Below are 24660 nucleotides of genomic sequence, written 5' to 3'. Positions count from 1 at the left end.
CGGCGTCAGGAGCGAGCGAGGTACTCCGCCGCGGCCCGCAGGCTCACGTAAGAGCCGCTGAAGGTGTCGATCCGCGGCCCGGCGCCGGGGTCCGGCCCGGGCACCCCGGTCTCGACCCGGATGTAGTCCACAGTGGACAGACCGGCCAGGAACTCGCGCACCGCCGGATGCCGGTGCGCCTCCCGGGTCACCACCACGACGCTGTCCGCCGCCGAGGCCTCGGCCCGGACCCGCGAGACCTCGTCCGGGGAAACCGCGAGCGTGCGGGTGCCCGGAACCAGTTCCGCCAGATGCGCCCCCAGCCCCCAGGGCATCGGGCCGGCGGCGATGCCCGGTTCGGTCTGCACGTCCACCACCAGCGACGCGCCGGCGAGCCGAGGCGTGCCGGTGATCCGCAAGGCGGCCCGCGCGGCGGACAGGCCGAGCGAGCAGTCCACCGGCCGCACCGCCGCCGGCGCGGGGGAGGTGCCCAGCGAAGCGGTCCGGGCAGCGGCATCGGCCAGCCGCTCCACCGAAAGCCGCCCCTCGGTCACCGCCGCGACGATCGCCTCCGCGGTCCGGTCCAGCGTCTCGGCGTCGAACGCGGCGCCGCCGAGACACAGCGCGTCCGCGCCGCCCAGGAGAGCCCGGACCGAGGCCTCGCCGATTCCGTCGTGCCGTCCGTACGCGCCGGAAATCGCGCCCATCTCCAGTGCGTCGGTGATGACCGTTCCGGTGAACCCCAGTTCGCCGCGCAGCACGTCGACGAGCGCGGTCCGGTTGAACGTCGCCGGCTCCTCGCCCCATTCCCGCACGACGAGGTGCCCGGACATGACCGTCCGGACGCCCGCGTCGATCGCGGCGGCGAACGGGACCAGTTCCACTTCCCGGAGTTCGGCCGCGGTTCGCGGCAGCACCGGCAGCGAGAGGTGCGAATCCTCGGTCGCCGCGCCGTGGCCGGGGAAGTGCTTCGCGCACGCGGCGACGCCGTACTTCTGCATCCCGGTCACGAACGCCGCGACGTGCGGCGAGGCCGCGACCGGGTCCGAGCCGAACGCCCGCACGCCGATGCCCGGATCCTCCGCCGCGAGCGTGAGATCCGCGCACGGAGCGAGGTTGACCGTGACCCCGCACGCCGCCAGCCGTTCGCCGAGCGCGGCCGCGACGGACGCGGTCAGCTCCGGGTCCCCGGCCGCGCCCAACGCGAGCGGGCCGGGCACGAACGAACCCTTGCCGACGTCGAGGCGGGTGACGTCGCCGCCCTCCTCGTCGATCCCGATGACGACCCCGTCGCGCTCGGACCGCAGCGCGGACGTGAGCGCGGCGACCTGCTCGTCGTCGACCACGTTGCGGCCGAACAGGATCACGCCGCCGAGCCCCTCGGCGAGGCGGCGGCGCACCCAGTCCGGTGCCGTGGTGCCCGCGAATCCGGGCAGCAGAACGGCTTCGGCCAGTTCGCGAGGGTCGGCCACCGTCATCCCTTCACCGCCCCGGCGGTCATGCCGGACACGAGTTTCCGTTGCACGATCAGGAAGAAGATCACCGCGGGGATCGCGTAGATCACCGACGCGGCCATGACGCCGCCCCAGTCGATCGAGAACGCGGTCTTGAACGACGACAGCCACACCGGCAGGGTCTGCTTCGACTGGTCCCGCATGAACACCAGGGCGAACAGGAATTCGTTCCACGCGGTGATGAAACTGAACACCGACGTGGTCACCAGTCCCGGGCCGAGCAGCGGCAGCGTGACCCGGCGGAACGCGCCGACCCGGCTGCAGCCGTCGATCATCGCGGCCTCTTCGAGGTCATACGGGATGCCGTTGACGAACCCGTAGAGCATCCACACGGTGAACGGCAGCGACGTCGCGAAGTACACCAGCAGCAGCGACGGCAGCGTGTTCAGCAGCCCGATGTCGCGCATCAGCAGGTACATCGGGATGAACAGCGCCGAGAGCGGGGCCAGCTGCGCCACCAGGATCAGCAGCAGGAACCCCTTGCGGCCGCGGAAACGGAAGCGCGCCAGCGGGATCGCCGCGAGCACGCCCACCACGAGCGCGGCCAGCACCGCGCCGAGCGTCACGATCAGGCTGTTGCTCAGGTACGTGACGAACCCGGGCTTGGTCAGCGCCGACGCGAAGTTCGACAGCGTCGCCGAGGTCGGGATCAGGTCGTACTTGGGCGACAGCACGTCGCCCGGCGTCTTCAGCGACGTCGTGAACATCCAGTACGTCGGGAAGAGGAACAGCAGCGCCACGAGGACGCCGGCGACCGACACCAGCACCCGGGCGGGCAGGGACTTCCTCATGCGATCTCCCCGTCCTTGGTCCGGACCAGCAGCTGCACGTACCGGCCGGTGACCAGCAGGAGCAGCACCAGCATGATGGTCGCGATGGCCGCGGCGGAGCCGAAGTGGCTGCCCGCGATGCCCTTGAGGTACTGCAGGATCGCCAGCGTCGTGCTCGCGCCGTCCGGGCCGCCCTGGCGGATGGCCCACACCTGGGCGAACATGTTGAAGTCCCACAGCATCGACAGGAACGTCACCATCGTCAGGATCGGCCGGATCGCGGGCCAGCTGACCGCGCGGAACGTCTGCCACGGCCCGGCCCCGTCGATGCCCGCCGCCTCGTACTGCTCGCGCGGCACGCCGATGAGGCCCGCGTAGAGCGTGAACGCGACGAACGGCACGGCCTGCCACAGCACCAGCAGCCCGATCACCACGAGCGTGCTCGCACCGGTGGAGAACCACGAGTACCCGATGAACGAATGGAAGCCCAGCCGGTCCAGCGTCTTGTTGAGGATGCCGTACTGCTGGTCGAAGATCCACTGGAACACCGTGGTGGTGGCGATGACCGGCACCGCCCACGCGAGCACCAGCGAGACCTGCACGAAGATCCGCAGCACCGGGTGCAGATGCCGCATCAGCACCGCGATCAGCAGCGCCACGAGCAGCGTCGCGGCGACGAGCGCGCCGGTGAAGAGGACCGTGCGGAGCGCGACTGCCCAGAACTCGGGGTCGGACAGCACGTCGGTGTAGTTCTTGAAGCCGATCCACACCATCTTGCCGGTCACCAGCTCGCGCAGGTCGAGCTGGCGGAGGCTGATGCCGAGCATCTGGACGGTGGGCCAGCCGAGCAGCACCAGCACGGCGGCGAGCGCGGGCAGGATCAGCAGGTACGGCATGAGCCGTTCGCTGAACCAGCCGCTTCCTCGCTTCCGCGCCGCCCCGACGTGCGCCGATGCCGGCGGGGTCGCCCCCGCCGGCATCGGCTTGTCCTTCGTCGCGGTCATCCGCCGATGATCTTGTCGAGGGCCGTGTTCGCGTCGGCCGCGGCCTGGTCGAGGGTCTTCTTCCCGGTCAGGTAAGCGGTCAGCATGTCCTTCAGCGGGTTCTGGCCGGATTCGACCTCGCCCCACTTCGGGCTGGCCGGCATCGCGTGGCCGTTCTTCGACGCCTTCGCCATCACCGAGCCCAGCGGGTCCTTGTCGAGGGCGCTGACGTCGGTGGAGGTGCCCGGCACGTAACCGGCGGCGGCGAGCTGCGTCATGTACTTGGTGCTGGTCAGCAGCTTCAGGTAGTCCTTGGCGAGGTCCTGGTGCTTGCTGTTGAGCGGGACGACCAGGTTCGAGCCGCCGAGGAACACCGGGGCGGTCTGGGCGGGAGTCTTCGACGGGATCGGGAACGCGCCGGTCTTGGCGGTGATGCCCGGGTCGGTCTTCGCGGCGGTCGCCACCTCGTTCGGGGTGCCGATGAACATGGCGACCTTGCCCGCGCCGTAGATGCCCGCCTGCTGCGGCGTGGCCTCGTCGTTGTCCTTGGGCGCGGTGGTGCCGGAGGCGTCCACGAGCTTCTTGTAGAACTCGAGGCCCGCCTTGGCTTCCGGCGTGTCGAGCGAGGACTTGAAGGATTTGCCCTCGGCCTTCGCGATGTCGCCGCCGTTGTCCCAGATGAACGACGACAGCGCGTACCAGTTCTGGCCCGGCATGTAGAGCGGCTGGAACTGCGGGTCGCTGCCGAACTTCGTCTTCAGCTTCGCGATGTCCGCGAGCCATTCGTCGTTCGAGGCGGGCGGCTGGGTGATGCCGGCCTGCTCGAACATGTCCTTGCGGTACATCACGACGCGGTTCGCGGCGTAGAACGGCACGCCGACGGTTTTGCCGTCGTACTGGCCGGACGCCTTGAGCCCGGCGAGCCACTGCCCGCCGTTGAGGTTGTTGACGTCGCCGGAGAGGTCGGCCAGCACGCCCTGGGAGGCGAACGCGGGCGTCTGGGTGTTGCCGACCTCGATGACGTCCGGCGGGGTGTCGCTCGCCAGCGCGGTGGTCAGCTTCTGCTGGATGCCGTTCCACTGCTGGATCTGGTAGTCGACCTTGACGCCGGGGTGGGCGGCCTCGAATTCCTTGTTCAGGGCGGCGGTCAGGCCGTCCGGCGCGGAGCCGGTCATCAGCCAGACCGTCAGCTTGCCGTCCTGCGCGCCCCCAGCGCTCGAGGCGTTCTCACTCCCGCCGGAGCCGGCGCACCCGGCCGTGGCGAGCGTGATGGCGGCGGCTCCCGCCGCCAGCTTGAGCCAGCGCTTCACGTGTCTCGTCCTTTCGGTGCCCGGTCGTCGGCGACCGGGGCTGAATGACAAATGGTGTAGACCAATGTCCTGCAGAGTGGTCCGGACCACAGCCGGTGTCAAGCCGGTTGCCAAGATGTTGCGAAGACGTCGGCCGGGTTGACGCTGCGTGTCCGGGCCGTTACCGGCCCTGCGGATAAAAGTGCTGGTAGAGGGCGATTTCCGCGGTGCGGGCAAGGGTTTCCGGCGCACGGGAGTTGTTCGTGAACGGCTCGCCGGGCCGGGCGTGTCGCGCTCCGCGCGCGGATTCGCGGCGGCGCCGAGCGACCGACTTTCGGCCCTTGCGCGAACGCGGAACTCCGGATTCGCGGCAACCGCTGTCCGGTTCGGGACAGGGCGCCGCTCCGCCCCCGGATGGCTGATCACTCACTGCGACGCGTGGCGAATCGGCCGCCGACAGTGACCCGGGGTGGGTGAGTTTCATCCCGGTCGGGGCGGGTCGTACCCCCGGTGACCTCGGAAAACCTCTTGTGTACCACGCGTCACATCACTCCCAGTGGTTTACAGGCGTCCCGCGTGTCACACACACTGGGGCTCGCCCAGGTGATCCGGTGCCGATCTTGGGGAAGAGACTCGGACGGCCGGAGCGCTCCCAGGGCGGGAAAAGAAGAGGGAGTAGAGGATGACGGGCTCCGGGCGGATAGCGGCTCGGGCGGGTGCGGTCGTCGCGGCGGCAGCGGTTGCCGCGGTCGGTGCTTTGGGGCTGCTGCACGCGCCCCGGGCGGTGGCGGCGCCTGCCGAGGTGCCGGGCATGGACGTGTCCGGCCATCAGGGCAATGTGGACTGGAAAGCGGCCTGGAACGCCGGCGCGCGTTTCGCGTACGTGAAGGCGACCGAGGGAACCGGGTACCGGAACCCGTACTTCGCGCAGCAGTACAACGGTTCGTACGACGTCGGGATGATCCGCGGCGCGTACCACTTCGCCCGGCCGGACGTGTCCGACGGCGCGACGCAGGCGGACTACTTCGTGGCGCACGGCGGCGGCTGGTCCGCGGACGGCCGCACGATGCCGCCGATGCTGGACATCGAGTACAACCCGTCCGGCTCGACCTGCTTCGGCCTGTCGCAGTCGGCGATGGTGTCGTGGGTCCGGTCGTTCTCCGAGCGGGTGCACGCGAAAACGTCGCGCTGGCCGATGCTCTACACCACGACCGACTGGTGGAAGACCTGCACCGGGAACTCGGCGGCGTTCGGCGACACGCATCCGCTGTTCATCGCCCGCTACGCGCAGAGCGCGGGCCCGCTGCCCTCGGGCTGGCGGTACTACACGATCTGGCAGTACTCCGACTCCGGCAACAAGCCCGGCGACCAGGACTCGTTCAACGGCTCAATGGAGCAGCTGATCAAGCTCGCCGGGGGAGACGCCCCGAAGAGCGAGGCCCCGGCTCCGCCGAAGCCGAGCACCTCGACGAAGCCGCCGACGTCGGCTCAGCCGACCACGAGCGCGCCGCCGACCTCCGCGACGAAGACGCCGGCCAGTTCGGCCACCAGTTCGCCGGCTGCGCCGACGAAGACGAGCCCGACGACGTCCAGCAGCCCGGCGTCCTCGACGTCTTCGGCGTCTTCGGCGACCAAGCCGCCGACGTCGACCTCGTCGGCCACGCCGAAGAAGGACATCAGCGGTCTTGTCTGGGCGGGCGGCAAGCAGGCGAACCCGCCGGGGTCGCTGTCGGACGCCAAGCACGCCGACCAGCTGACCGCTCGCGTGCACGAGGTCGCGAAGGTGACGCCGAAGGCCCCGGTCGCGCAGAAGGCGACGACCAGCGAGCCGACGCAGACCTCCGCGCCGGAAACCAGCCAGCCGAAGCAGCAGGCATTGGCGAAAACCGGGGTGAGCACCCCGCGGCTCGCCGTGTTCGGCGCGGCGCTGCTGGTGTTCGGGGCGATCCTGATGACGCTGTCCCGGATGGTCGCCCGGCGCTGATCCCGGCCGGGTCCGCACTCCGCGCCCCGGAGCGCGGGCCCGGCCGTTAGGCTTCCCGGCGTGACCACCACTCGACCCGAATTGCGCGGTTTCCGCGGCGCGGTGCTCGCCGTCCGCTTCCTGACCGAACTGGCGCTGCTCGCCGGTCTCGCGGTCGCCGGAGCGCGGCTCGGCGGGAGCGTGTTCCTCGACATCCTGTCCGCGGTGCTGTGGCCGGCGCTGGCCGGGGCGATCTGGGGACTCGTGATCGCGCCGAAGGCCAAGCGGCGCGCGCCCGAGCCGACGCGGTTTTTCCTGGAGGTCGGGCTGTTCGCGGTCGCGGCGCTCGGACTGATCGCGTCCGGGCTGCTGGTCGCGGGGATCGTGCTCGGCGTGGCCGGGATCGCGGTCGCGGCGGCCGTGCGGGTGTGGGCGAAAGACGGCTGAGTTTCCCGAGCGGGGACCGGTCCCGGCGCTGACTCAGTACGGTGCGCGCATGGACTTTCGCACTGCTGCCCGGACGGTCTTCGCGCCGGTTGCGCTGCTCGCCGCGGCGACCGCGTGCTCGGGCAGCCCGGCTCCCGCGCCTCCGCCGTCGTCTTCGTCCGCGGCACCGGTCAAGGAGCAGGTGCCGGATCGGCAGCCGCACACGCTCGTGCTGAACGCGACCGGTTCCGGTTCGCTGAAACAGGTCACGTACACCTTGGACGGGGCCGCCAAGGAAACCGGGCCGGTGAAGATGCCGTGGCGGCAGTCGCTCACCGTGCCCGCGGACGGGAAACCGCACCAGTGGACGCTGGAGGTCACCTATTCCGGCGCGAGCGGCCACGTGGAGATGTATTCGGTCGTGGACGGCAAGGAGTCCGTGCTCACCGCGAGCGGCGGTTCCGGGAACGTCACCGGGTCGGCCTCGGTCGGCGGCTCCGTGCAGGGCTGACCGCCTAGACCGGGCCGGCGTCGTGGGTCCACCAGTCGATCATCGCGAAGGGTTCGCTGCCGCGGTGGGCGACCGCGAGGATTTTCGCCTGGTCGTCTGTCCACTTGAGAGAGCGTTCGCCGCTGGGCTTGAGGGTGGCGCAGGCGAGGCGTCCGGTGCGGCCGTCGCGCGAGTACGGGCGGTCGGCCGAGAAATCGGACGGCTGGTCGGTGCACGCCTTCTCGGTGGTCTGCGTGCTGTTGAACACCTGGTTCATCGTGGCGGCGTCGGGAAGCTGGTAGTAGACGACCAGTCCGGCGCCGCTGGTCTGTCCACACGCGACAGCGGCGTCCGCAGGCACCGCGCCGAGGTCTTGCCAGCGCTGGTCCGCGGACGGGCGCACGCAGTTGATCCGCGAAGCGGCCGGGATCCGTTGCAGCAGCGCGTTTTCTGCCGGGGTCGGAAACGCGGGGGAGGCCTCGCGGTTGACCTGCGCGACGATCCGGCTCAGCGGCGCGAGATGCCATTCCTCCCACCAGTTGCCGACGTACCCCGGTCCGGGCCCGGCGACGTGTCCTACGACGCGGAAGGAATCGAGGCTCCAGTCGATCGCGACGGTGCCGTCCCGGCCGGGGCGGCACAGCACCTGCCCGAGATCGACGCTCAGCCAGTCGAAGCGGGTGGTGCTCGGCACCGCGCCGGGACAAGGGGTTCCGCTCGGGGCCTTCGCGGCGGTGACGAGACTGTCGAAGCTGGTGCGCAGGGTCTGGGTGTCGGCGAAGCGGTAGTAGGACACGTCGCGCGCGCCGGTGCCGTGGGGCGTGCAGGCGATTCCGGCGATGGCGCCGGGGTAGTTGCCGAGATCCGCCGGCGCCGCGCGGCGGCACTGGTTTCCGGCGGCGATGTCGGTGAGGGCTTTTTCGTCCGCGGTCGGAAAAGCGGGCGCGCCGGTCCAGCCGACCCAGGCGGCCCGCAAAGCCGCGTCGTCGTCCGCGGAGGCCGTGGCGGTGGTGATCGAGCGGGCGGCGTCGTCCTTCCAGACCACCAAGGACCGGCCGCCTCCGACCCCGCAGAACACCCGGCCCTGAGCGGGACCGGTTGCCGGATAACGGTGTTCGGCCCACGAGGCGACGGCGCAGTCTCCCTGCCCGGGTGACTCGCCGATGCTCGACAGGGAGGCGGAGTAGGCGTCGGCGGTCTGCTTCGGGTCGGCGTACAGCGCGATCGTCGCGGCGCGGCCGGACGCGTCGTGACAGGTGATGGTCGCGGTGGCGCCGGAGACGGGCTTGTCCGCGGTCGCGCAGTCGGCCCGCAAGGCGGCGGGCACCCGGGCGAGAGTGGCGTCGTCGAGACTGGACAGCGACCCGGTGGTCAGCGAGGCGACGAGCAGCCCGGCCGCGGCGACCGCTGGGACTCCCGCGCGAAGCAGCCATCTGCGCCGCCGGTCCCAGCGCGCGGAGGCGACCAGATCCTCGATCAGCGCGGTGCACGTCGGATGCCGGTCCGCCGGATCGGTGCTGAGCGACCGGCGGAGGGCGCCCGCGCCGGGGTGACTGAGTTTGGCGTGGTGGCCCGGGGGAGCGCCGGCGAGGCATTCGCCGAGCACGCAGGCGAGCGAGTACACGTCGGCGGCCGGTCCGGCCGGTTTGCCCTGGCGTTGTTCGGGAGCGGCGTAGTCGGTCGTGCCGACGAACGCCCCGGTCGCGGTGAGCTGCGTCAGGTCGAGCTGGCGGGCGATGCCGAAGTCGCACAGGTACGCGCGGCCGTCAGCGGCGAGCAGGATGTTGCCGGGTTTGACGTCCCGATGCACGAGCCGCCGGTCGTGGGCCGGGTCGAGGGCGGCGGCGATCCCGCGCCCGATGGCGGCAGTCTCCTGGAACGACAGCGCACCGCGCTCGGCGAGCAGCCGCGCGAGGTTCGTGCCGCGCACGTACTCCATCGCGAGGTAGCCCAGGCAGCCGTCTTCGGCGAACCCGGCGTCGAGCACCGGGACGACGTTCGGGTGCACGAGGTCGCGCGCGATCCGCGTTTCGCGCTCGAAGCGGGTGCGGAATCCGGGCACCGCCATGAATTCCGGGCCGACGACCTTGAGCGCCACCGTGCGCGACCGCCCAGAAGACCTCACTCATCCCGGGGGCGCGAGAGCTGGCGGACAAGTCGGTACCGCCGCAGCCTGCCGGTGATGTCCGCCCGGTCGAGCGTCGGTCTCGGCCGCGCGCCCCTCCCCGGGTGGTGCCGGAAAGCCTGCCGAGCGCGGCGGCCGGTCCCGCTTGCGCGCGCCGCCCCGGTCGATGAGACTCCCGCTATGCCGAGCCCATACCGCGCCGAAACGGCGGAAGCGATCCAGCACGCCCGCCAGCACTCCGTCGGGGATCTGCTGCGGCGCACCGCGTTGCGCCTCCCGGACAAACTCGCGATCGTCTCCGGCGAGCGACGCGCGACCTACCGCGAGTTCGACGCGGCGGTCAACCGCTGTGCGCACCGGCTCGCCGAACGCGGCCTCGCGAAGGGCGACCGGCTCGCGCTGCTCAGCCGCAACTGCTGGGAGTACGCGGTGCTCGTGTTCGCCACGGCCAAGCTGGGCGTGGTGCTGGTGCCGGTGAACTTCATGCTCGGCGCGGAGGAAGTCGCGTACATCCTCGGCCACGCCGGAGTGTCCGGGCTGATCGCCGAAGACGCGCTGCTGGACACCGCGGCGGAGGCGTTGAAGCGCGCCGGCCGCACGGACGTCCTGCGCGGGCGGATCGGCGGCAGTGGCGGCGAATGGGAAAGCGTCGCGGACTGGATCGACCAGCCCGGAGACGAAAGCGCGCCGGCGGTGCTGGTGGCGGACGACGACCCGCTGCGGCTGATGTACACCTCCGGCACCGAATCGCGGCCGAAGGGCGTGCTGCTTTCGAGCCGGTCACTGATCGCGCAATACGTCTCGTGCGCGATCGACGGCAACATGACCGGCGACGACATCGAGGTGCATTCGCTGCCGCTGTATCACTGCGCGCAGCTGGACTGCTTCCTGTCGGTCGACGTCTACGTCGGCGCGACGAGCGTGATCCTGCCCGGCCCGGACCCGGCGGCGCTGCTGGCCGCGGTGGAACGCGAACGCGCGACGAAGCTGTTCGCCCCTCCGACGGTGTGGATCTCGCTGCTGCGGCACCCGGCGTTCGACACGACCGACCTGTCCAGCCTGCGGAAGGGCTACTACGGCGCGTCTCCGATGCCGGTCGAGGTGCTGCGCGAACTCGCGCGCCGCCTGCCGGACGTGCAGCTGTGGAACTTCTACGGCCAGACCGAAATGGCCCCGCTCGCCACGATCCTGCGCCCGCACGAACAACTCGCGAAGGCGGGTTCGGCGGGCCGCGCGTCGATCAACGTCGAGACCCGGATCGTCGACGAGGAAGGGCGCGAACTTCCGCCCGGCGAGGTCGGCGAGATCGTGCACCGCAGCCCGCACGCGACGCTCGGCTACTACGAGGACGAGGAGAAAACCGCCGCGGCCTTCGAAGGCGGCTGGTTCCACTCCGGCGACCTCGGCGTGCTCGACGAAGAGGGCTACCTGTCGGTGGTGGACCGGAAGAAGGACATGATCAAGACCGGCGGCGAGAACGTCGCGAGCCGCGAGGTCGAGGAAGCCCTGTACCTGCTCGACGGGGTCGCCGAGGTCGCGGTGTTCGGGGTCGCGCATCCGCACTGGATCGAAGCGGTCACCGCGGCGGTCGTGCCGCGCGAGGGCGTCGTGCTCACCGAGGAAGAGGTGCTGGCGCACGCGCGCGAGCACCTGGCCGGGTACAAATGCCCGAAGTACGTGGTGTTCGTGGACGCGCTGCCGAAGAACCCGAGCGGGAAGATCGTCAAGCGCGCGCTGCGGGAAGGGCACGCCGGACTGGCGCGGGGCTGACTGCCCGTGCGCGGTCGTCGGCCGTGAGGGGAACCCTGCGGGACTCTGGGTGGATTCCAGGGGTGGTTGCGACACGGGTGGTCAGCTGGATTCGGCCAGGAGTTTAGTCAAGCGTTCGGCTGGGGTGTCCCAGTCGAGTGTTTTGCGTGGGCGCCGGTTGAGTTGTGCGGCGACGGCGGCGAGGTCGTCGGCGGTGTGGAGGGACAGGTCGGTGCTTGTGGGGAAGTATTGGAGGAGCAGGCCGTTGGTGTTTTCGTCGCTGCCGCGTTGCCAGGGGCTGTGGGGGTCGCGGAAGTAGACGGGGATGCCGGTGGCGACGGTGAATTCGTGGTGGCGGCCCATTTCGCTGTCCTGGTCCCAGATCAGGGATCGTCGCAGGTGCTCGGGAAGGGTGTCGGCGAGGGCGTCGCGGACGGCGTCGGCGCCGCGGCCGTCGGGCAGGGGCGCCAGGATCGTGCAGCGGGTGGTGCGTTCGACCAGGGTGGCGATGGCGGAGGCGTTGTCCTTGCCGATGATGAGGTCGCCTTCCCAGTGGCCGGGGACGGCGCGGTCGGCGGCTTCGGCGGGCCGGTCGCTGATCATGGCCATGGGTTCGGCGAAGCGGGGCCGGCGTCGCTCGCCTGAGGCGCGGGGTTTGCGCACGGCGCGTCCGGTGCGCAGTGCGCGGTGCAGTTCGCGGCGCAGTTCGCCGGCAACGCCCGGTCCTGCGGTCGACCCCGACCATCCGGCACGACTCGACCGTGCCCACACCGTCCGCCACAAGATCAAAATAGCGGCGGCGTTCCGCCGCCAGCCTCACCTGACCCCGCGACGCCCGCTCTCTCCCGGCCACGAACATCGCAACCCCTGCGCAACTCGGGTGTTGCAAACACCACTAGGACCCCAGCAGAGCCCCTCAGGGTTCCCCTCACGAACCCGAAGATCAGGCGAGCGTCGCCCCGTAAGCGGCGAGCACCTGCGGCAGCGGCTGGAAGAAGCTGACCTGGTTGTTCCCGCCGGACAGCACGCCGTATCCGACCCCGGCGTAGAACAGCGGGCCGCCGCTGTCCCCGTCCCCGACCGGGATGTCCGTGGCGATCGTGCCGACGACCTGCTTGCCGTCGCCGAAGTTCACGGTCTGGTTGAGGCCGAGGACTTTCCCGCACGTCTTCTTCGTGGTCATGCCGCTCTTGCACACGAGCTGCCCCACCTGCGGGGTGCCCGCGCGCAGGATCCGCTGGGTGCTGCCGTCGTAGAGGTCGACCTGGCTGTGCCCGGAGCCGGACGGGTCCTCGACGCGGCCGTAATCGGTCACCGGGAAGTGGCTGTCGACGTTGCGGCCGATGTCCTTCCAATCGAGCCCGTGTTCGGTGCAGTGTCCCGCGGTGAGGAGGTACCGGACGTCCTTGACCAGGATCGCGAACCCGGCGGAGCAGTAGTACGGCTCGCGGCCGGGCCCCGGCGACACGGTGTACATCGCGTCGCCGCCGTTCACCGTCGTGGCCGCCGACGCGGGCGGGCTGGCCAGCGTGGCGGCCGCGGCCGCGGAACACAGCACTCCGGCCAGCTTGCGGCGTGAGCAGCGGAACATCGGCAGGTCCTTCCGTCCACATGAGACTGAGTACGCGCCCAGTCCAGTGCCGGGCGGGCGACGGCACAAACCGAGTCAGCCGACCGTTCCGGGATTGCGTCCGAACGGGTGACAGCAACGCTGGCCGGACAACTCTCGGCACGGCAGACTGGGCCGGGCTGCCGAACCGGCGGCGACCTGCGCGAACAGCGGCGATCTCGCGGGGAGGGGCGACGTCGGCGGCGTCTCACGATCCGGGAGGGGCGCCTCCATCGTGGTGAATTTCGTTCGGGTTCTTTACTGTCACGTCGTCAAGTAACGCTGATCTGCATAGGGAACCGTTGTCCGACATCCTGTCGCCGGGCGGCGCCAGTGTCCCGGCGGCCGCTCCGGCCTCCCGGAACCTGTGGCGCGCGCTGCGGCACGACCGCTGGGCGCAAGCCAGCGCGGTCGTCATCGTGCTGGTGATCGTCACCGCTCTGGCGGCTCCCCTGTTAGCCCTGATCGAGGGCCAGGATCCGTACACGTACCACACCGAACTGCTGAATCCGGCCGACGGCACCGGGGCCGGATTTCTCGGCGGCATCAGCGGAAGCCACTGGTTCGGCGTCGAACCGCTCACCGGACGGGACCTCTTCGCGGTCGTCGCATACGGCGCGCGGACGTCGTTCCTGATCGGGCTCGCCGCGACCGCGGTGTCGATGCTGCTGGGCGTGCTGCTCGGGGCGAGCGCCGGGTACGTCGGCGGCTGGTGGGACACGGTGGTGAGCCGGGTGACCGACGTGCTCCTCGGGTTCCCGCAGCTGATCTTCATGATCGCGCTCGGCGCGGTCGCCCCGCAGTCGATCCCGCGGCCGCTGCTGCTGATCGCGGTGATCGGCCTGTTCGGCTGGCCGCGCGTGGCCCGGGTGGTCCGCGCGCAGACGCTGAGCCTGCGCAACCGCGACTTCGTCAAGGCGGCCCGGGCGCTCGGCGCGGGCGGCGTGCACGTGTTCCGCCGCGAGTTGCTGCCGAACCTGTGGGCACCGGTCATCGTGCTGGCGACGGTGAGCATCCCGGCCAACATCGGCCTGGAGGCCGCGCTGTCGTTCCTCGGCGTCGGCATCCCGCCGCCCACCCCGAGCTGGGGCCGTTCCATCAGCGACGCGATCAACTGGGTGCAGACCGATCCGATGTTCCTCATTTTCCCCGGCGCCGCGCTGTTCCTCGCGACGCTCGCGTTCAACATGCTCGGCGACGGGCTCCGCGACGCGCTCGACCCGAAGACGGCGGTGCGCCGGTGAACCGCACCCTGCGCTTCGTGGGCATCCGCCTGCTGGGCATGCTCGGCGTCCTGCTCGTGGTCAGCTTCGGCACCTTCGCGGTGTTCTACCTGCTGCCCACCGACCCGGCGTACATGTCGTGCGGCAAACCGTGCACGCCGGAGAACCTGGCGCTGGCCCGCGAGTTCATGGGCTTCGACAAACCGTGGATCCAGCAGTACTTCGACTTCCTCGGCGGCATCTTCACCGGCCGCACGTTCGGGGCCGGCGTGACGGCGATCGTGTGCTCCGCGCCCTGCTTCGGCTACTCGTTCCAGCAGAGCGAACCGGTGCTGACGCTGATCGGCGACCGGCTGCCGGTCACGGTCTCGCTGGCCGTCGGCGCGTCGGTGATCTGGCTGATCGCGGGCGTCGCGACCGGCGTGTTCTCCGCGCTGCGCCGCGGGAAGTTCGCCGACCGGGCCGCGATGACGGTGACGCTCGCCGGGGTGTCCGCGCCCGCGTATCTGGTGGGGCTGCTGGGAATTCTGCTGTTCGGCTTCACGCTCGACGTGGTTCCGGTGAGCGGCTATGTGACGTTCGCGCAAAGCCCGGTCGACTGGGCCTGGCATCTCGTGCTGCCGTGCCTGGTCCTGGCGTTCATCAACGCCGCGGTCTACGCCCGGCTTTCGCGCGGGCAGATGCTCGAGATCATGGGCGAGGACTTCATCCGCACCGCGCGGGCGGTCGGTCTGCCGGAGCGCACCGTCATCGGGAAGTACGCACTGCGCAACGTATTGCTGCCGGTGGTGACGGTGTTCGCGGTCGACGTCGGCGCGCTGCTCGGCGGCGCGGTGATCACCGAGCGGGTGTTCGCGCTGCCCGGTCTCGGCGGGCTGCTCGTCGACGCCGTGCACCAGATCGACTTGCCGGTGCTGATGGGCGTCAGCCTGTTCGTCGCCTTCTTCGTCGTCCTCGCGAACTTCGCGGTGGACGTGCTCTACGGGGTCCTCGACCCCCGCGCTCGGCTCGGTTCGTGAGAAAGGGAACGGAAAAACCATGGATCGCAGGGACTTCCTGAAGGCGCTCGGCGTCACCGCCACGGCCACCGGGGCCGGGGCGTTCCTCGCCGCGTGCAACGCGAACGAGCAGTCCGGCGGCGGGGGAGCGGTCGCGGTGTCGTCCGGCGGGACGCTGTACATCCTCAGCGACACCACGTCGCAGCACCTCGACCCGGCGAAGAGCCAGAACCTGGCGATCACCACGATCAGCCTGATCCACCGGCGGCTCACCGCGTGGAAGACCTCCGCCGACGGCCCGGCCACCGTGGTCCCGGACCTCGCCACCGACACCGGCCGGGCGAGCGCGGACGGCAAGACCTGGACGTACACGCTCAAGGACGGCCTGAAGATGGCCAACGGCACGCCGATCACCAGTGCCGAGATCAAGTACGGCATCGAGCGGTCGTTCGATTCGGCGTTCTCCGGCGGCCTGGGCTACCACAAGACCCTGCTCGCCGGCGGCCCCGACTACAAGGGCCCGTTCAAGGGCGGCGAACTGGCTTCGATCGAGACGCCGGACCCGAAGACGATCGTGTTCCACCTGGCCCGCCCGTACGGCGACTGGCCGTGGATCGCGAGCATGCCCGCGTTCGCCCCGGTGCCCAAGGGCAAGGGCACGGACGCGACCTACGACACGAAGCCGGTCGCGTCCGGCCCGTACCAGGTCGAGTCGTACCAGAAGGGCGTGCAAGTCAAGTTCGTCCGGAACCCGAACTGGGACGCCAAGACTGACCTGGCGCGCACCGGCCTGCCGGACGCGGTCGTGATCCAGATGGGCCAGGACACCGGCGTCGTCGCCAAGCGGCTGCTGGCCAGCCAGGGCAACGACGCGTTCGCGTTCGGCTCGTCGTTCGTGAACCCGGCGCAGCTGGCGCAGATCCGCACGAACCCGGCGGCGAAGAACCAGCTCGTCACGTCGAAGTCCGGCGCGCTGGCCTACCTGGCGCTGAACACGAAACGCGGCCCGCTGGCGAATCCCAAGGTGCGCCAGGCGTTCCAGTACGCCGTGGACAAGACCGCCTACCAGGTCGCCGCCGCGGGCAGCGCGGACCTGGCCGGTCCGATCGCCACGACGCTGATCACCGAGGGCATCGCCGGACGCGAGGTGTACGACCTGTACCCGGCCCCGCCGTCCGGCGACGTCGCGAAGGCCAAGCAGCTGCTCGCCGAGGCGGGTTTCCCGAACGGCATCGACAACCTGGACTTCCCGGTGTCGACGGCGAACAACGAGGCGGACAAGGCGCAGGCGATCCAGGCCGCGCTGCAGCGCGCGGGCATCCGCACGAAGCTGCGCCCGCTCGACGACGAGGCCTGGACCACGCTGGTCACCGGCAACGACGGCAACTACGACCTGACCCTGGGTTCGTGGCAGCCGGACTTCCCGAGCGCCAACGCGAACATCGAGCCGTTGTTCGGCACGTCGGAGATCGGCAACGGCGGGTACAACGAGTCGCGCTACTCGGCGCCCGAGGTGGACGCGCTGATCGCGGAAGCGCAGGGCACGGTCGACCCGACCGCGGCCGGGAAGCTGTGGGCCAAGGCGGACAAGCGGATCATGCAGGACTCGCCGGTGGTGCCGCTGATCTACACGCGCAACTCGTTCCTGCACGGGGCGAAGGTCGGCAATTTCGCGATCGGCGCGTTCCCCGCGTACCCGAACTACCTCCAGATGGGCCTGGCGAAGTAATCCCGTGTCCGAGCAGCTGCTTTCCCTGCGCGACGTCTCGATCCGGTTCGGCGCCGCCGCCGCCGTCCGCGAGGTCTCGTTCGAGGTGAACCCCGGCGAGGTCGTCGCCCTCGTCGGGGAATCCGGTTCCGGCAAGTCGGTCACCGCGCTGTCGCTGCTCGGCCTGCTGCCGGACACCGCGACGGTCGCCGGGTCCGCCGTGCTCGCCGGCCGCGATCTGTACACAGTGGACGGTCCGGCGCGGCGCGCGGTGCGCGGCGGCGAGATCGGCATGGTGTTCCAGGAGCCGATGAGCGCGCTTAACCCGGTGTTCCGGATCGGCACGCAGCTCGTGGACGCGGTCCGGGCGCACCGGAAGGTCTCGCGGACCGCGGCGCGGGAGCGGGCCCGGGAACTGCTGGACCTCGTGGAACTGGATGCCCGGCGGGTGCTGCGGGCTTATCCGCACGAGCTGTCCGGCGGCCAGCTGCAGCGGGTGGTCATCGCGCTCGCGCTGCTCCACGACCCGAAGCTGCTGGTCGCGGACGAGCCGACGACCGCGCTGGACGTCACCGTGCAAGCCGGGATCCTGCAGCTGCTCCGGTCGCTGCGGGACCGGCTCGGGACGGCGATCCTGCTGGTGACGCACGACATGGGCGTGGTCGCCGACGTCGCGGACCGGGTGGTGGTGCTGCGCGACGGAGAGGTCGTCGAGCAGAACACCGCGGCCGGGCTGTTCGCCTCCCCGCAAGCCGACTACACGCGGGAACTGCTGGATTCGGTGCTGTCACTGGGTGCCGAACCGGCCAGCGCGGTGCGGCCGACGTCGGCTCCGCTGGTTTCGGTGACGGATCTGGCGGTGACCTACCGGGTCGGCGGCGGTGCCCCTCCGGTGCGCGCGGTCGACGGGGTGTCGCTGACGATCGGGACCGACGAGGTGCTCGGCCTCGTCGGCGAATCCGGTTCCGGCAAGAGCACGATCTCCTCGGTGCTGACCGGTCTGGTCGCCCCGTCGGCGGGTTCGGTGCTGATCGACGGCGTGGACGTCGCGCGCGCGACGGCCCGGCAGCGGCGGGAGATCCGGCGGCAGATCGGGATCGTGTTCCAGAACCCGGCCTCCGCGCTCAACCCGCGCGCGACGATCGGTGCGAGCATCGCCGAACCCCTGGTGGTGCACGGCGAACGCGGCGAGCACCGGGAACGGGTCGCGGAACTCCTCTCCGCGGTGCGGCTGGACCCCGGCTGGAGCGGGCGGTACCCGCACGAACTGTCCGGCGGGCAACGGCAGCGAGTCGGCATCGCGCGGGCGCTGGCGCTGCGGCCGCGGCTGCTGATCGCGGACGAGCCGACGAGCGCGCTGGACGTCTCGGTGCAGGCCTCGGTGCTGGAGCTGCTGGCGGACCTGCAGCGGGAACTGGCGTTCGCGTGCCTGTTCATCAGCCACGACCTGGCGGTGGTGGAACGGGTCGCGGACCGGGTCGTCGTGCTGCACCGCGGCCGCGTGGTCGAGGAGGGCCCGGTGGCGTCAGTGCTCGGCTCGCCGCAGGAGGACTACACCCGGCGACTCGTCGCCGCGGCTCCGGTCGCGGACCCGGAACGGCAGCGGGAACGCCGGGAGGCCTGGCGCGCGCTGTCGGGCTGACCGATGAGTTTCCGCGCCGCCGGGAGTCGGTACCGGAAACCGACTTGGAGGTGCCGGAAATGGGAAAGCTGCTGTATTCCGCCGCGATGTCGCTGGACGGCTTCATCGCCGGGCCCGGCGGGGACATGGGATGGCTCGCGCCGTACACCGGGGACGCCTCGGCGGACGAGCTGGCCGCCGAGGTCGGCGCGCTGCTGGTCGGCCGCCGGACCTTCTCCGGCGACGATCCGTACCGCGGCACCGAGAACGAGGGCAAGGCTTTCGGCGGCCTGTGGGACGGTCCTCAGATCGTCCTGACCCGGGGCGTCGCGCCCGCGGTGCCGGGGGTGACGTTCTGCGCGTCGCTGGAGGAAGGCGTCGCCGCGGCCCGGGCGGCGGCGGGGGAGAAGACAGTGAACGTGCTGGGCGCTTCGGTGGGCCGGGCCTGCGTGGAGGCCGGTCTGCTGGACGAGGTCGAAGTCATGGTGATGCCGGTGCTGCTCGGCGGCGGCGTGCGGCTGTTCGAGCGGCCGGGTCCGCCGGTGCCGCTGGAGTTGCTGGCGCAGCGGGGAACGAGCCTTCGTTACCGCGTGCTGCGCTAGCGGTCCTCGAACCGGGCGATCGCCTCCAGCACCGCCGTCCCCATCGACGGGCTCCCGGTGTGCCCGGCGTCGTCGATCACGACCAGCTCCGCGTCCGGCCAGGCCTGAGCCAGCTGCCACGCCTTCCGCAGCGGCGCGCTCAGGTCGGCGCGCCCGTGGATCAGCACGGCCGGAATGCCGTGCAGCAGATGGATGTCGCGCAGCAGCTGGTCGTCCTCGAGCCAGGCGTGGTGGCCGTAGTAGTGCGCGCAGAGGCGGGCGAGCGTGATCAGCTCGTCGTCCGTGCCCGCGCTGAACTGGCCGGTCCGGCCGCCGACCCATTCGTGCGAGATCACCGCGTCTTCCCAGGCGCACCAAGCGCGGGCGGCGCGGAGCTGCACCGCGCGGTCCGGGCTCGCGAGCAGCCGCGAGTACCCGGCGAGGAGGTCTCCGTCCGGGTCGGGCGCGCCCGCGCGGAACGCCTCCCACTGCGCGGGCAGCAGCCGCCGGACGCCGCGGTAGAGCCAGTCGATCTCGTCCGGCGACGAGGCGAACGCGGCGACCAGCACCATGCCGCTGACCCGTTCCGGATGCCGCTGGGCGTAGGCCAGCGCGAGCGTCGCGCCCCAGGAACCGCCGTAGAGCAGCCAGTTTTCGGCGCCGAGGTGGACGCGCAGCTTCTCCATGTCGGCGATCAGGTGCTCGGTCGTCTGGTGCTCCAGGCTGACCGCCGGGTCGGCGACGCTCGGCGTGCTCCGTCCGCAGCCGCGCTGGTCGAACACCACGACGCGGAACTTCTCCGGGTCGAAGCCGCTGCGGCCGAAGCTGCCGCCGCCTCCGCCGGGACCGCCGTGCACGCACAGCACCGGCTTGCCGGAGCCGCTGGCGTCCCAGTAGATCTGCTGTCCGTCGCCGGCGTCGAGCATGCCGGTCGCGTCGGGTTCGACCGAAAACGGCCGCATCGCGGGCCTCCTCCCCGGGACGGAAAACCCGTCGAGCGTACTGGATCACGCCCGGGACGGGTTTACAGCGCGGACCGGGGGTCCCTAGGATCTGGCGCGCCGGGAGCGCCGCGGACGCGCGGCCCCGGCGGGGTGGAGGTCTGGATGGGGAACCCGGAGTCCGGCAGCGACCTCGAGTCGGTCGCGAATCTCGTGCGGCTGTCCGAGACGGCGCCGATGCCCCGGATCGACGGCAGCGAACCCCCGCCGCTCGTGCGCCGCCGGGCCGACCGGGCCGACGAGCCGACCTCGGCGTTCGGCGGGGTCCTCGACGTTTCGACCGGCTCGCCGGTCGAACAGCTCGCCAAACGCGGCCCGGTGCCGGTCGCCGATCCGCCCGCACCCGCCGCGGAGACCGCGCCGCCGCCGCAGCGAAGGCCGGCGCGATACGGCGTCTTCGCCGGTGCGGCAGTGGTGGTGTGCGCGGGATTGGGGTCGTGGGCGTTGTGGCCCTCGGCGTCCGGTACTGATCCGCAACCCGTGCCGCCGCCGCCCGCTCCGGTCCGCACGACGTCGTCCGCGCCGCCCGCGGTGAGCACGCTCAGCGCGTCCCCGGCCCCGGCCAGCGGCCAGGTGCGCGACACGGTGATCCGGGCGAGCAGCCGCCCCGCGACGACCGCGCCGCCGCCGCGCGTCCAGCCGACGCAGGCCCCGCAGCAGGACAGCCAGAACCAGTCCGGCGGCTCGATGGAGGACGCGTTCCGCTCGGCGGTGAGCTCGTACATGGAGCACTGGGGCGACGACGACCGGCCGCACCGGTGGCACGGCTGAGCGGCAGTACTACTCTGAGTAGGCCACTGCCGACCGACCGCTCCGCGAGGTGTCCATGACCGGCTCGTCGTCCCCGTTGTCGCCCAGCCAGGTGCCGGTGGGGGTGGACCCGAACCGCCCGAGCATCGCGCGGATCTACGACGGGTTCCTCGGCGGCAGCCACCACTACGAGGTGGACCGCGCGGTGATGGACAAGATCAGCGCGGCGGTCCCCGAGGCGGTCCACATCGCGCGCGGCAACCGGGGCTTCCACAACCGCGTGCTGCGCATGCTGGCGAGCCAGACCGACATCCGCCAGTTCCTCGACTGCGGTTCCGGCCTGCCGACCGCGGAGAACACCCACCAGATCGTGCAGCGCTACCACCGCGACGCGCACGTGGTGTACGTCGACAACGACCCGGTGGTGCTCGCGCACGGCCGCGCGCTGCTGGAGGACAACGACTTCACGCACATGGTCGAGGCCGACATCTTCGAGCCGCAGGCGGTGCTGCAGCACGAAACCGTGCGCGAGTACCTCGACTTCTCGGAGCCGGTCGCGCTCCTGCACATCGGCACGATGCACCACTACGAGGGCGACGGCGCGGTCGAGGTGATGCGCGAGTACATCGACGCCCTCGCGCCCGGTTCGTACGTCGCGATGGCGCATTTCTACGACCCCGAGGTGCCGGAACTGACCGCGGTGGCGAAACGGATCGAGGACATCCTCGTCTCCGGCCCGCTGGGCGCCGGGCGGTTCCGGACGCGCGCCGAAATCGAGGCGATGCTGCCCGGCCTGGAACTGCTCCCGCCGAGCCGCACGGACGGCCCGGGCTTGTCGGTCGCCGACGAATGGTGGCAGGACGGCCCGAGGCTGAAGCCGCTGAGCGACGCCGCGAAGTGCGTGGCGGGCGTGGTGGGACGGAAGGTCTGATCAGGACGCCGCGGCCGGTTGCGGGAGTTCCGCGACCGGGGCGGGTTGCCTGCGGGCGATGAGATACCCGACCACCCCGAACCCGATCAGCACCGCCAGCGTCCCCGCCGTGAACAGTTCGAAGGTCAGTCGCGACACGCCCCAGGTCGCCTCGAAGTCGTACGGCACTCGGAGTGCCCGGTCCAGCACCCCGGGCACCACCGTCTGCCACGCGCCCAGCAGGATCCACGCGTAGATCAGCACCGCGCTGACCCACAGCCCGACCCGGCCGCCGGGCACGCGGAACGGGCGCTCCACCGACGGGTATTTCCGCCGCAGCACCAGGATCGTCGGGAAGATCAGCAGGTACGACAGCAGCAACGTGCTCACCGCGATGTTGAGCACCACCGCGAACACCGCCGACGCCGAACTGCTCTGCACGATCGTCGCCACCACCGTGAACACCGTCGCGACCACGCCGGAGAGCAGGTTGACCCGCAACGGCGTGTTCAGCTTCGGATGGAACGCCCCGAACCATCGCGGGAAGGCGCCGTCGACGGCGGCCATCGCCTGGATGCGGTCCGACGCGATCATCCACGAGCAGCCCTGGTTCAGCAGGACGAAGACGAACACGACGGCGGCGAGCGTCAGCATCGCGTCCGAGGCGCCGCCGTAGACGGAGAACACCTGGCGCACCGCGTCGAGGAACCCGCCGAGTCCGTTGATCTTGTCCGCCGGCATCACCAGGACGATGCCGAAAACCGGCACCAGATAGCACAACGCCGACACCAAACCGGAAACCCCGACTGTCACCGGGACATCGCGCCGCGGGTTGTGCATCTCCTCCGCCGCACCGTTGGGAGCCTCGAACCCGACGAGAGCGAACATCAAAACCGGGACCACGGCGAGGAATCCGCCGACGGTCGGGGAGAAGGCGAGCGAGCCGTGGACGCCGTTGCGTGCCGCGTAGATCGCCGCGGTGACGGCGAAAAGCACCACGAGCGCGACCTTCAGCAAGGCTCCGGCGGCGATGAACCACTTGCCGTACCGCAGGCTCACCACTGCGCCGAGGATCGCCAGCCAGATGAAGACGAGCTTGAACGCGTAGTCCGCGAACCCGCCCGGCGAAGCGTGGACGAGGTACTGCTGCCAGGTCGCCGCGGCGAGGAAGGTGATCGATCCGCCCAGCCACACCGGATTCGTGATCCAGTACAGCAGCGTCCCGAGCGCCGCGGGCAGCTTCCCGAACGCGAGCCGCAGCCAGACGAACGGACCGCCCTCCGCCGGGAACGCGCTGCCCAGTTCGGCCATCACCAGCCCGTACGGGAACAGGAACAGCACCAGGAGCACGGCGGTCCAGGTGACCGCCTCCGCCCCCGAGGTCGCGATCTGGCCGATGGTGTCCACCGAGATGATGGCCGCGATCGCGAGGAAGATCGAGTCGATCCGGCGCAGATTCCGCCGCAGGTTTCCGGATTCGCTGTTGACGAAGGTGGGTTCGGACACGCTTCACCGCCTTTGGCGAGGGTCAGGCTTGGGGGTTCTCCAGGTCTTCCTTGTGCAGCAACGGGGTTCCGGCGGTCTCCCGCATCGAGAACGCCGCGACGAGGCCGACCGCCGCCGCGGCCATCAGGTACGGGCCGGGCACGAGCGTGCTGCCGGTCGCGGAAATCAGGACGGTCATCAGGTACGGCACGGTGCCGGCGAACAGCGCGGCGGTGATGTTGTACGCGATGGACAGCCCGCTTTGCCGGGTACGGGTCGGGAAGATCTCCGCGGACCACACCGCGTAGGTGCCGAGGATCGCCGCCAGGATCGCGCCGAGAGCGAGCCCGCCGATCCAGGTGCCGACGAGGCCGGTGCGCATCAGCAGGTACGCGGGGATGGCGAGGACGAACAGCGCGACGCCCGCGCCGATCAGGACCGGTCGCCGGCCGACGCGGTCGGAAAGACGGCCGAAGAAGGGCACGAGGACGAGTCCGACGAGCGAGATCACAGTGGACAGTGCCGCCGCGCTGCCGGAGGAGTGGCCGAGGTAGTCGGTTTCGTAGGTGACCAGGTAGGTGAGCACGGCGTAGAACGGCACGTGCATCATGGTCATCAGCCCGGCCGCCTGGAGCAGCTGCTTCTTGTTGTGGCGGAACAGTTCCCGGACCGGGCTGCGGGGCACGTTGTCGGTCGCTTCGAGGGCGCGGTACTCGGGCGTGTCCTCGATCTTGCTGCGGATGACGAACCCGATGACGCCCAGCGGCGCGGCGATCAGGAACGGGACCCGCCAGCCCCACGACGCCAGCTGCGCGTCCGTCAGGCCGACCGACAGCAGCAGGAACACGAACGAACCGGCGAGGAAGCCCAGCAGCGAGCCGACTTCCAGCCAGCTGACGCCGAAGCCGCGCCGCCGCCGCGGCGCGTACTCGGCGAGGAAGCTCGCCGCGCTGCCGAATTCGCCGCCCGCGGCGAGGCCCTGCAGCAGGCGCAGCAGCACCAGAAGGATCGGGGCCGCGATGCCGATCGTCGAGTAGCCCGGCAGCAGCCCGATCACGAGCGTCGCCCCGGACATCACGAAGATGACCACCGACAGCGTGCGCTTGCGGCCGATCTTGTCGCCCAGCGGCCCGAAGATCAGCGCGCCGACCGGCCGGATCCCGAACGACACCGCGAAGACGCCGAACACCGCGAGCAGGCCCGCGGTCGAGTTGCCCGCCGGGAAGAACACCGACGCGATGGTGCCGGCGAGGTAGGCGTAGGCGGCCCAGTCGAACCAGTGCACGAAGACGCCGACGGCGCCGGCGGCGACGCTGCGGCGCAACGTGGCGGGATCGGCGCTCTGCTCGGCGAGATCGGGCGCCGGAGAGGCGTCGGGTGCGGTCATGAGTGGCCTCCTTGGACCGGTTCTTCGGGAGGACGCTAAGAGCGGCCCACGGCATCTAACAAGAAGTAATAAGCAAAGCAATGCATCTGTTCGATTTAT

Annotated in this window: 20 protein-coding genes and 1 pseudogene; 11 read left to right on the top strand and 10 right to left on the bottom strand. The window is 70.8% G+C overall.

Annotation, left to right across the window (positions count from 1 at the left end):
* Window positions 1-5: 5 nt before the first annotated feature.
* The 4 genes from CU254_RS20100 to CU254_RS20085 are packed head-to-tail and all read right to left on the bottom strand — an operon-like array spanning window position 6 to window position 4556.
* Window positions 6-1457: a glycoside hydrolase family 3 protein gene (locus CU254_RS20100; RefSeq protein ID WP_009078825.1), complete on the bottom strand. Its 1452-nt coding sequence runs from the start codon at window positions 1455-1457 to the stop codon at window positions 6-8.
* Window positions 1454-2284, bottom strand: coding sequence for a carbohydrate ABC transporter permease (locus CU254_RS20095; RefSeq protein ID WP_009078824.1), 831 nt, complete (start codon window positions 2282-2284; stop codon window positions 1454-1456). Before CU254_RS20095 ends, CU254_RS20100 begins: the two co-directional genes overlap by 4 nt.
* Window positions 2281-3267 carry a carbohydrate ABC transporter permease gene (locus tag CU254_RS20090; protein WP_009078823.1) on the bottom strand — a complete coding sequence of 329 codons (987 nt, stop codon included), beginning with the start codon at window positions 3265-3267 and terminating at the stop codon, window positions 2281-2283. The genes CU254_RS20095 and CU254_RS20090 overlap by 4 nt, the downstream gene beginning before the upstream one ends.
* Window positions 3264-4556 carry a sugar ABC transporter substrate-binding protein gene (locus CU254_RS20085; RefSeq protein WP_037714258.1) on the bottom strand — a complete coding sequence of 431 codons (1293 nt, stop codon included), beginning with the start codon at window positions 4554-4556 and terminating at the stop codon, window positions 3264-3266. The genes CU254_RS20090 and CU254_RS20085 overlap by 4 nt, the downstream gene beginning before the upstream one ends.
* A 661-nt stretch (window positions 4557-5217) precedes the next feature.
* Between CU254_RS20085 and CU254_RS44995 the strand changes: the two genes are divergently transcribed.
* The 3 genes from CU254_RS44995 to CU254_RS20070 are packed head-to-tail and all read left to right on the top strand — an operon-like array spanning window position 5218 to window position 7435.
* Window positions 5218-6519, top strand: a complete 1302-nt coding sequence (locus CU254_RS44995) for a lysozyme (RefSeq protein WP_009078820.1) — start codon at window positions 5218-5220, stop codon at window positions 6517-6519.
* Between the two features lie 60 nt (window positions 6520-6579).
* A complete protein-coding gene (locus CU254_RS20075) occupies window positions 6580-6945 on the top strand; it encodes a YrdB family protein (RefSeq protein ID WP_009078818.1) in 366 nt (121 codons plus the stop codon).
* 49 nt (window positions 6946-6994) lie between these two features.
* Window positions 6995-7435: a hypothetical protein gene (locus CU254_RS20070; RefSeq protein WP_009078816.1), complete on the top strand. Its 441-nt coding sequence runs from the start codon at window positions 6995-6997 to the stop codon at window positions 7433-7435.
* Window positions 7436-7439: 4 nt separating this feature from the next.
* Here CU254_RS20070 and CU254_RS20065 read toward each other — a convergent pair whose 3' ends face one another.
* Window positions 7440-9539: a serine/threonine-protein kinase gene (locus tag CU254_RS20065; RefSeq protein WP_009078815.1), complete on the bottom strand. Its 2100-nt coding sequence runs from the start codon at window positions 9537-9539 to the stop codon at window positions 7440-7442.
* Window positions 9540-9719: 180 nt separating this feature from the next.
* Between CU254_RS20065 and CU254_RS20060 the strand changes: the two genes are divergently transcribed.
* Window positions 9720-11309 (top strand): acyl-CoA synthetase, encoded by a 1590-nt coding sequence (locus tag CU254_RS20060; protein ID WP_009078814.1) that lies wholly within the window; start codon window positions 9720-9722, stop codon window positions 11307-11309.
* 81 nt (window positions 11310-11390) lie between these two features.
* Here the strand turns inward: CU254_RS20060 and CU254_RS20055 are convergent.
* Both CU254_RS20055 and CU254_RS20050 read right to left on the bottom strand, forming a co-directional pair.
* Window positions 11391-11999: pseudogene (locus tag CU254_RS20055) on the bottom strand (IS30 family transposase); the annotation flags it as partial.
* 232 nt (window positions 12000-12231) lie between these two features.
* Complete coding sequence (locus tag CU254_RS20050) at window positions 12232-12879, bottom strand: S1 family peptidase (protein WP_009078811.1); 648 nt, start codon at window positions 12877-12879, stop codon at window positions 12232-12234.
* Between the two features lie 320 nt (window positions 12880-13199).
* Between CU254_RS20050 and CU254_RS20045 the strand changes: the two genes are divergently transcribed.
* The 5 genes from CU254_RS20045 to CU254_RS20025 are packed head-to-tail and all read left to right on the top strand — an operon-like array spanning window position 13200 to window position 19049.
* Window positions 13200-14141 (top strand): ABC transporter permease, encoded by a 942-nt coding sequence (locus tag CU254_RS20045; protein WP_009078809.1) that lies wholly within the window; start codon window positions 13200-13202, stop codon window positions 14139-14141.
* Window positions 14138-15139, top strand: a complete 1002-nt coding sequence (locus CU254_RS20040) for an ABC transporter permease (protein ID WP_009078807.1) — start codon at window positions 14138-14140, stop codon at window positions 15137-15139. The genes CU254_RS20045 and CU254_RS20040 overlap by 4 nt, the downstream gene beginning before the upstream one ends.
* 19 nt (window positions 15140-15158) lie before the next feature.
* Window positions 15159-16847 carry an ABC transporter substrate-binding protein gene (locus tag CU254_RS20035; RefSeq protein ID WP_037714255.1) on the top strand — a complete coding sequence of 563 codons (1689 nt, stop codon included), beginning with the start codon at window positions 15159-15161 and terminating at the stop codon, window positions 16845-16847.
* 4 nt (window positions 16848-16851) lie between these two features.
* Window positions 16852-18468, top strand: a complete 1617-nt coding sequence (locus tag CU254_RS20030; protein WP_009078804.1) for an ABC transporter ATP-binding protein — start codon at window positions 16852-16854, stop codon at window positions 18466-18468.
* A 59-nt stretch (window positions 18469-18527) separates the two neighbouring features.
* On the top strand, window positions 18528-19049 hold the full coding sequence (locus CU254_RS20025; RefSeq protein WP_037717554.1) for a dihydrofolate reductase family protein: 522 nt from the start codon (window positions 18528-18530) through the stop codon (window positions 19047-19049).
* On the opposite strand, the gene pip is transcribed toward CU254_RS20025, so the two are convergent.
* Window positions 19046-19990, bottom strand: a complete 945-nt coding sequence (pip, locus tag CU254_RS20020) for a prolyl aminopeptidase (protein WP_009078800.1) — start codon at window positions 19988-19990, stop codon at window positions 19046-19048. The two genes, CU254_RS20025 and pip, sit on opposite strands and share 4 nt — an antisense overlap.
* Window positions 19991-20134: 144 nt before the next feature.
* On the opposite strand from pip, the gene CU254_RS20015 reads away from it, so the two are divergent.
* A complete protein-coding gene (locus tag CU254_RS20015; RefSeq protein WP_037714253.1) occupies window positions 20135-20800 on the top strand; it encodes a hypothetical protein in 666 nt (221 codons plus the stop codon).
* Window positions 20801-20855: 55 nt separating this feature from the next.
* Window positions 20856-21710: an SAM-dependent methyltransferase gene (locus tag CU254_RS20010; protein WP_009078797.1), complete on the top strand. Its 855-nt coding sequence runs from the start codon at window positions 20856-20858 to the stop codon at window positions 21708-21710.
* On the opposite strand, the gene CU254_RS20005 is transcribed toward CU254_RS20010, so the two are convergent.
* Together CU254_RS20005 and CU254_RS20000 are read right to left on the bottom strand one after the other, a co-directional pair.
* A complete protein-coding gene (locus CU254_RS20005; protein ID WP_009078794.1) occupies window positions 21711-23195 on the bottom strand; it encodes an APC family permease in 1485 nt (494 codons plus the stop codon).
* 22 nt (window positions 23196-23217) lie between these two features.
* Entirely contained in the window at window positions 23218-24561 is a 1344-nt protein-coding gene (locus CU254_RS20000) for an MFS transporter (protein WP_009078793.1), read from the bottom strand.
* Window positions 24562-24660 lie beyond the last annotated feature (99 nt).

This window comes from Amycolatopsis sp. AA4, assembly GCF_002796545.1.
Lineage (GTDB): Bacteria > Actinomycetota > Actinomycetes > Mycobacteriales > Pseudonocardiaceae > Amycolatopsis.
Note: the sequence above shows the minus strand (reverse complement) of the source record. Positions and strands in the feature narration are given on the sequence as shown.

Excerpts from the sequence above, each read along its gene's own strand:
- CU254_RS20025 (WP_037717554.1), top strand. The coding sequence starts at position 18,528 with ATGGGAAAGCTGCTGTATTCCGCCGCGATGTCGCTGGACGGCTTCATC.
- pip (WP_009078800.1), bottom strand. The coding sequence starts at position 19,990 with ATGCGGCCGTTTTCGGTCGAACCCGACGCGACCGGCATGCTCGACGCC.
- CU254_RS20090 (WP_009078823.1), bottom strand. The coding sequence starts at position 3,267 with ATGACCGCGACGAAGGACAAGCCGATGCCGGCGGGGGCGACCCCGCCG.
- CU254_RS20015 (WP_037714253.1), top strand. The coding sequence starts at position 20,135 with ATGGGGAACCCGGAGTCCGGCAGCGACCTCGAGTCGGTCGCGAATCTC.
- CU254_RS20060 (WP_009078814.1), top strand. The coding sequence starts at position 9,720 with ATGCCGAGCCCATACCGCGCCGAAACGGCGGAAGCGATCCAGCACGCC.
- CU254_RS20070 (WP_009078816.1), top strand. The coding sequence starts at position 6,995 with ATGGACTTTCGCACTGCTGCCCGGACGGTCTTCGCGCCGGTTGCGCTG.
- CU254_RS20100 (WP_009078825.1), bottom strand. The coding sequence starts at position 1,457 with ATGACGGTGGCCGACCCTCGCGAACTGGCCGAAGCCGTTCTGCTGCCC.
- CU254_RS20050 (WP_009078811.1), bottom strand. The coding sequence starts at position 12,879 with ATGTTCCGCTGCTCACGCCGCAAGCTGGCCGGAGTGCTGTGTTCCGCG.
- CU254_RS20000 (WP_009078793.1), bottom strand. The coding sequence starts at position 24,561 with ATGACCGCACCCGACGCCTCTCCGGCGCCCGATCTCGCCGAGCAGAGC.
- CU254_RS20010 (WP_009078797.1), top strand. The coding sequence starts at position 20,856 with ATGACCGGCTCGTCGTCCCCGTTGTCGCCCAGCCAGGTGCCGGTGGGG.
- CU254_RS20095 (WP_009078824.1), bottom strand. The coding sequence starts at position 2,284 with ATGAGGAAGTCCCTGCCCGCCCGGGTGCTGGTGTCGGTCGCCGGCGTC.
- CU254_RS20035 (WP_037714255.1), top strand. The coding sequence starts at position 15,159 with ATGGATCGCAGGGACTTCCTGAAGGCGCTCGGCGTCACCGCCACGGCC.
- CU254_RS44995 (WP_009078820.1), top strand. The coding sequence starts at position 5,218 with ATGACGGGCTCCGGGCGGATAGCGGCTCGGGCGGGTGCGGTCGTCGCG.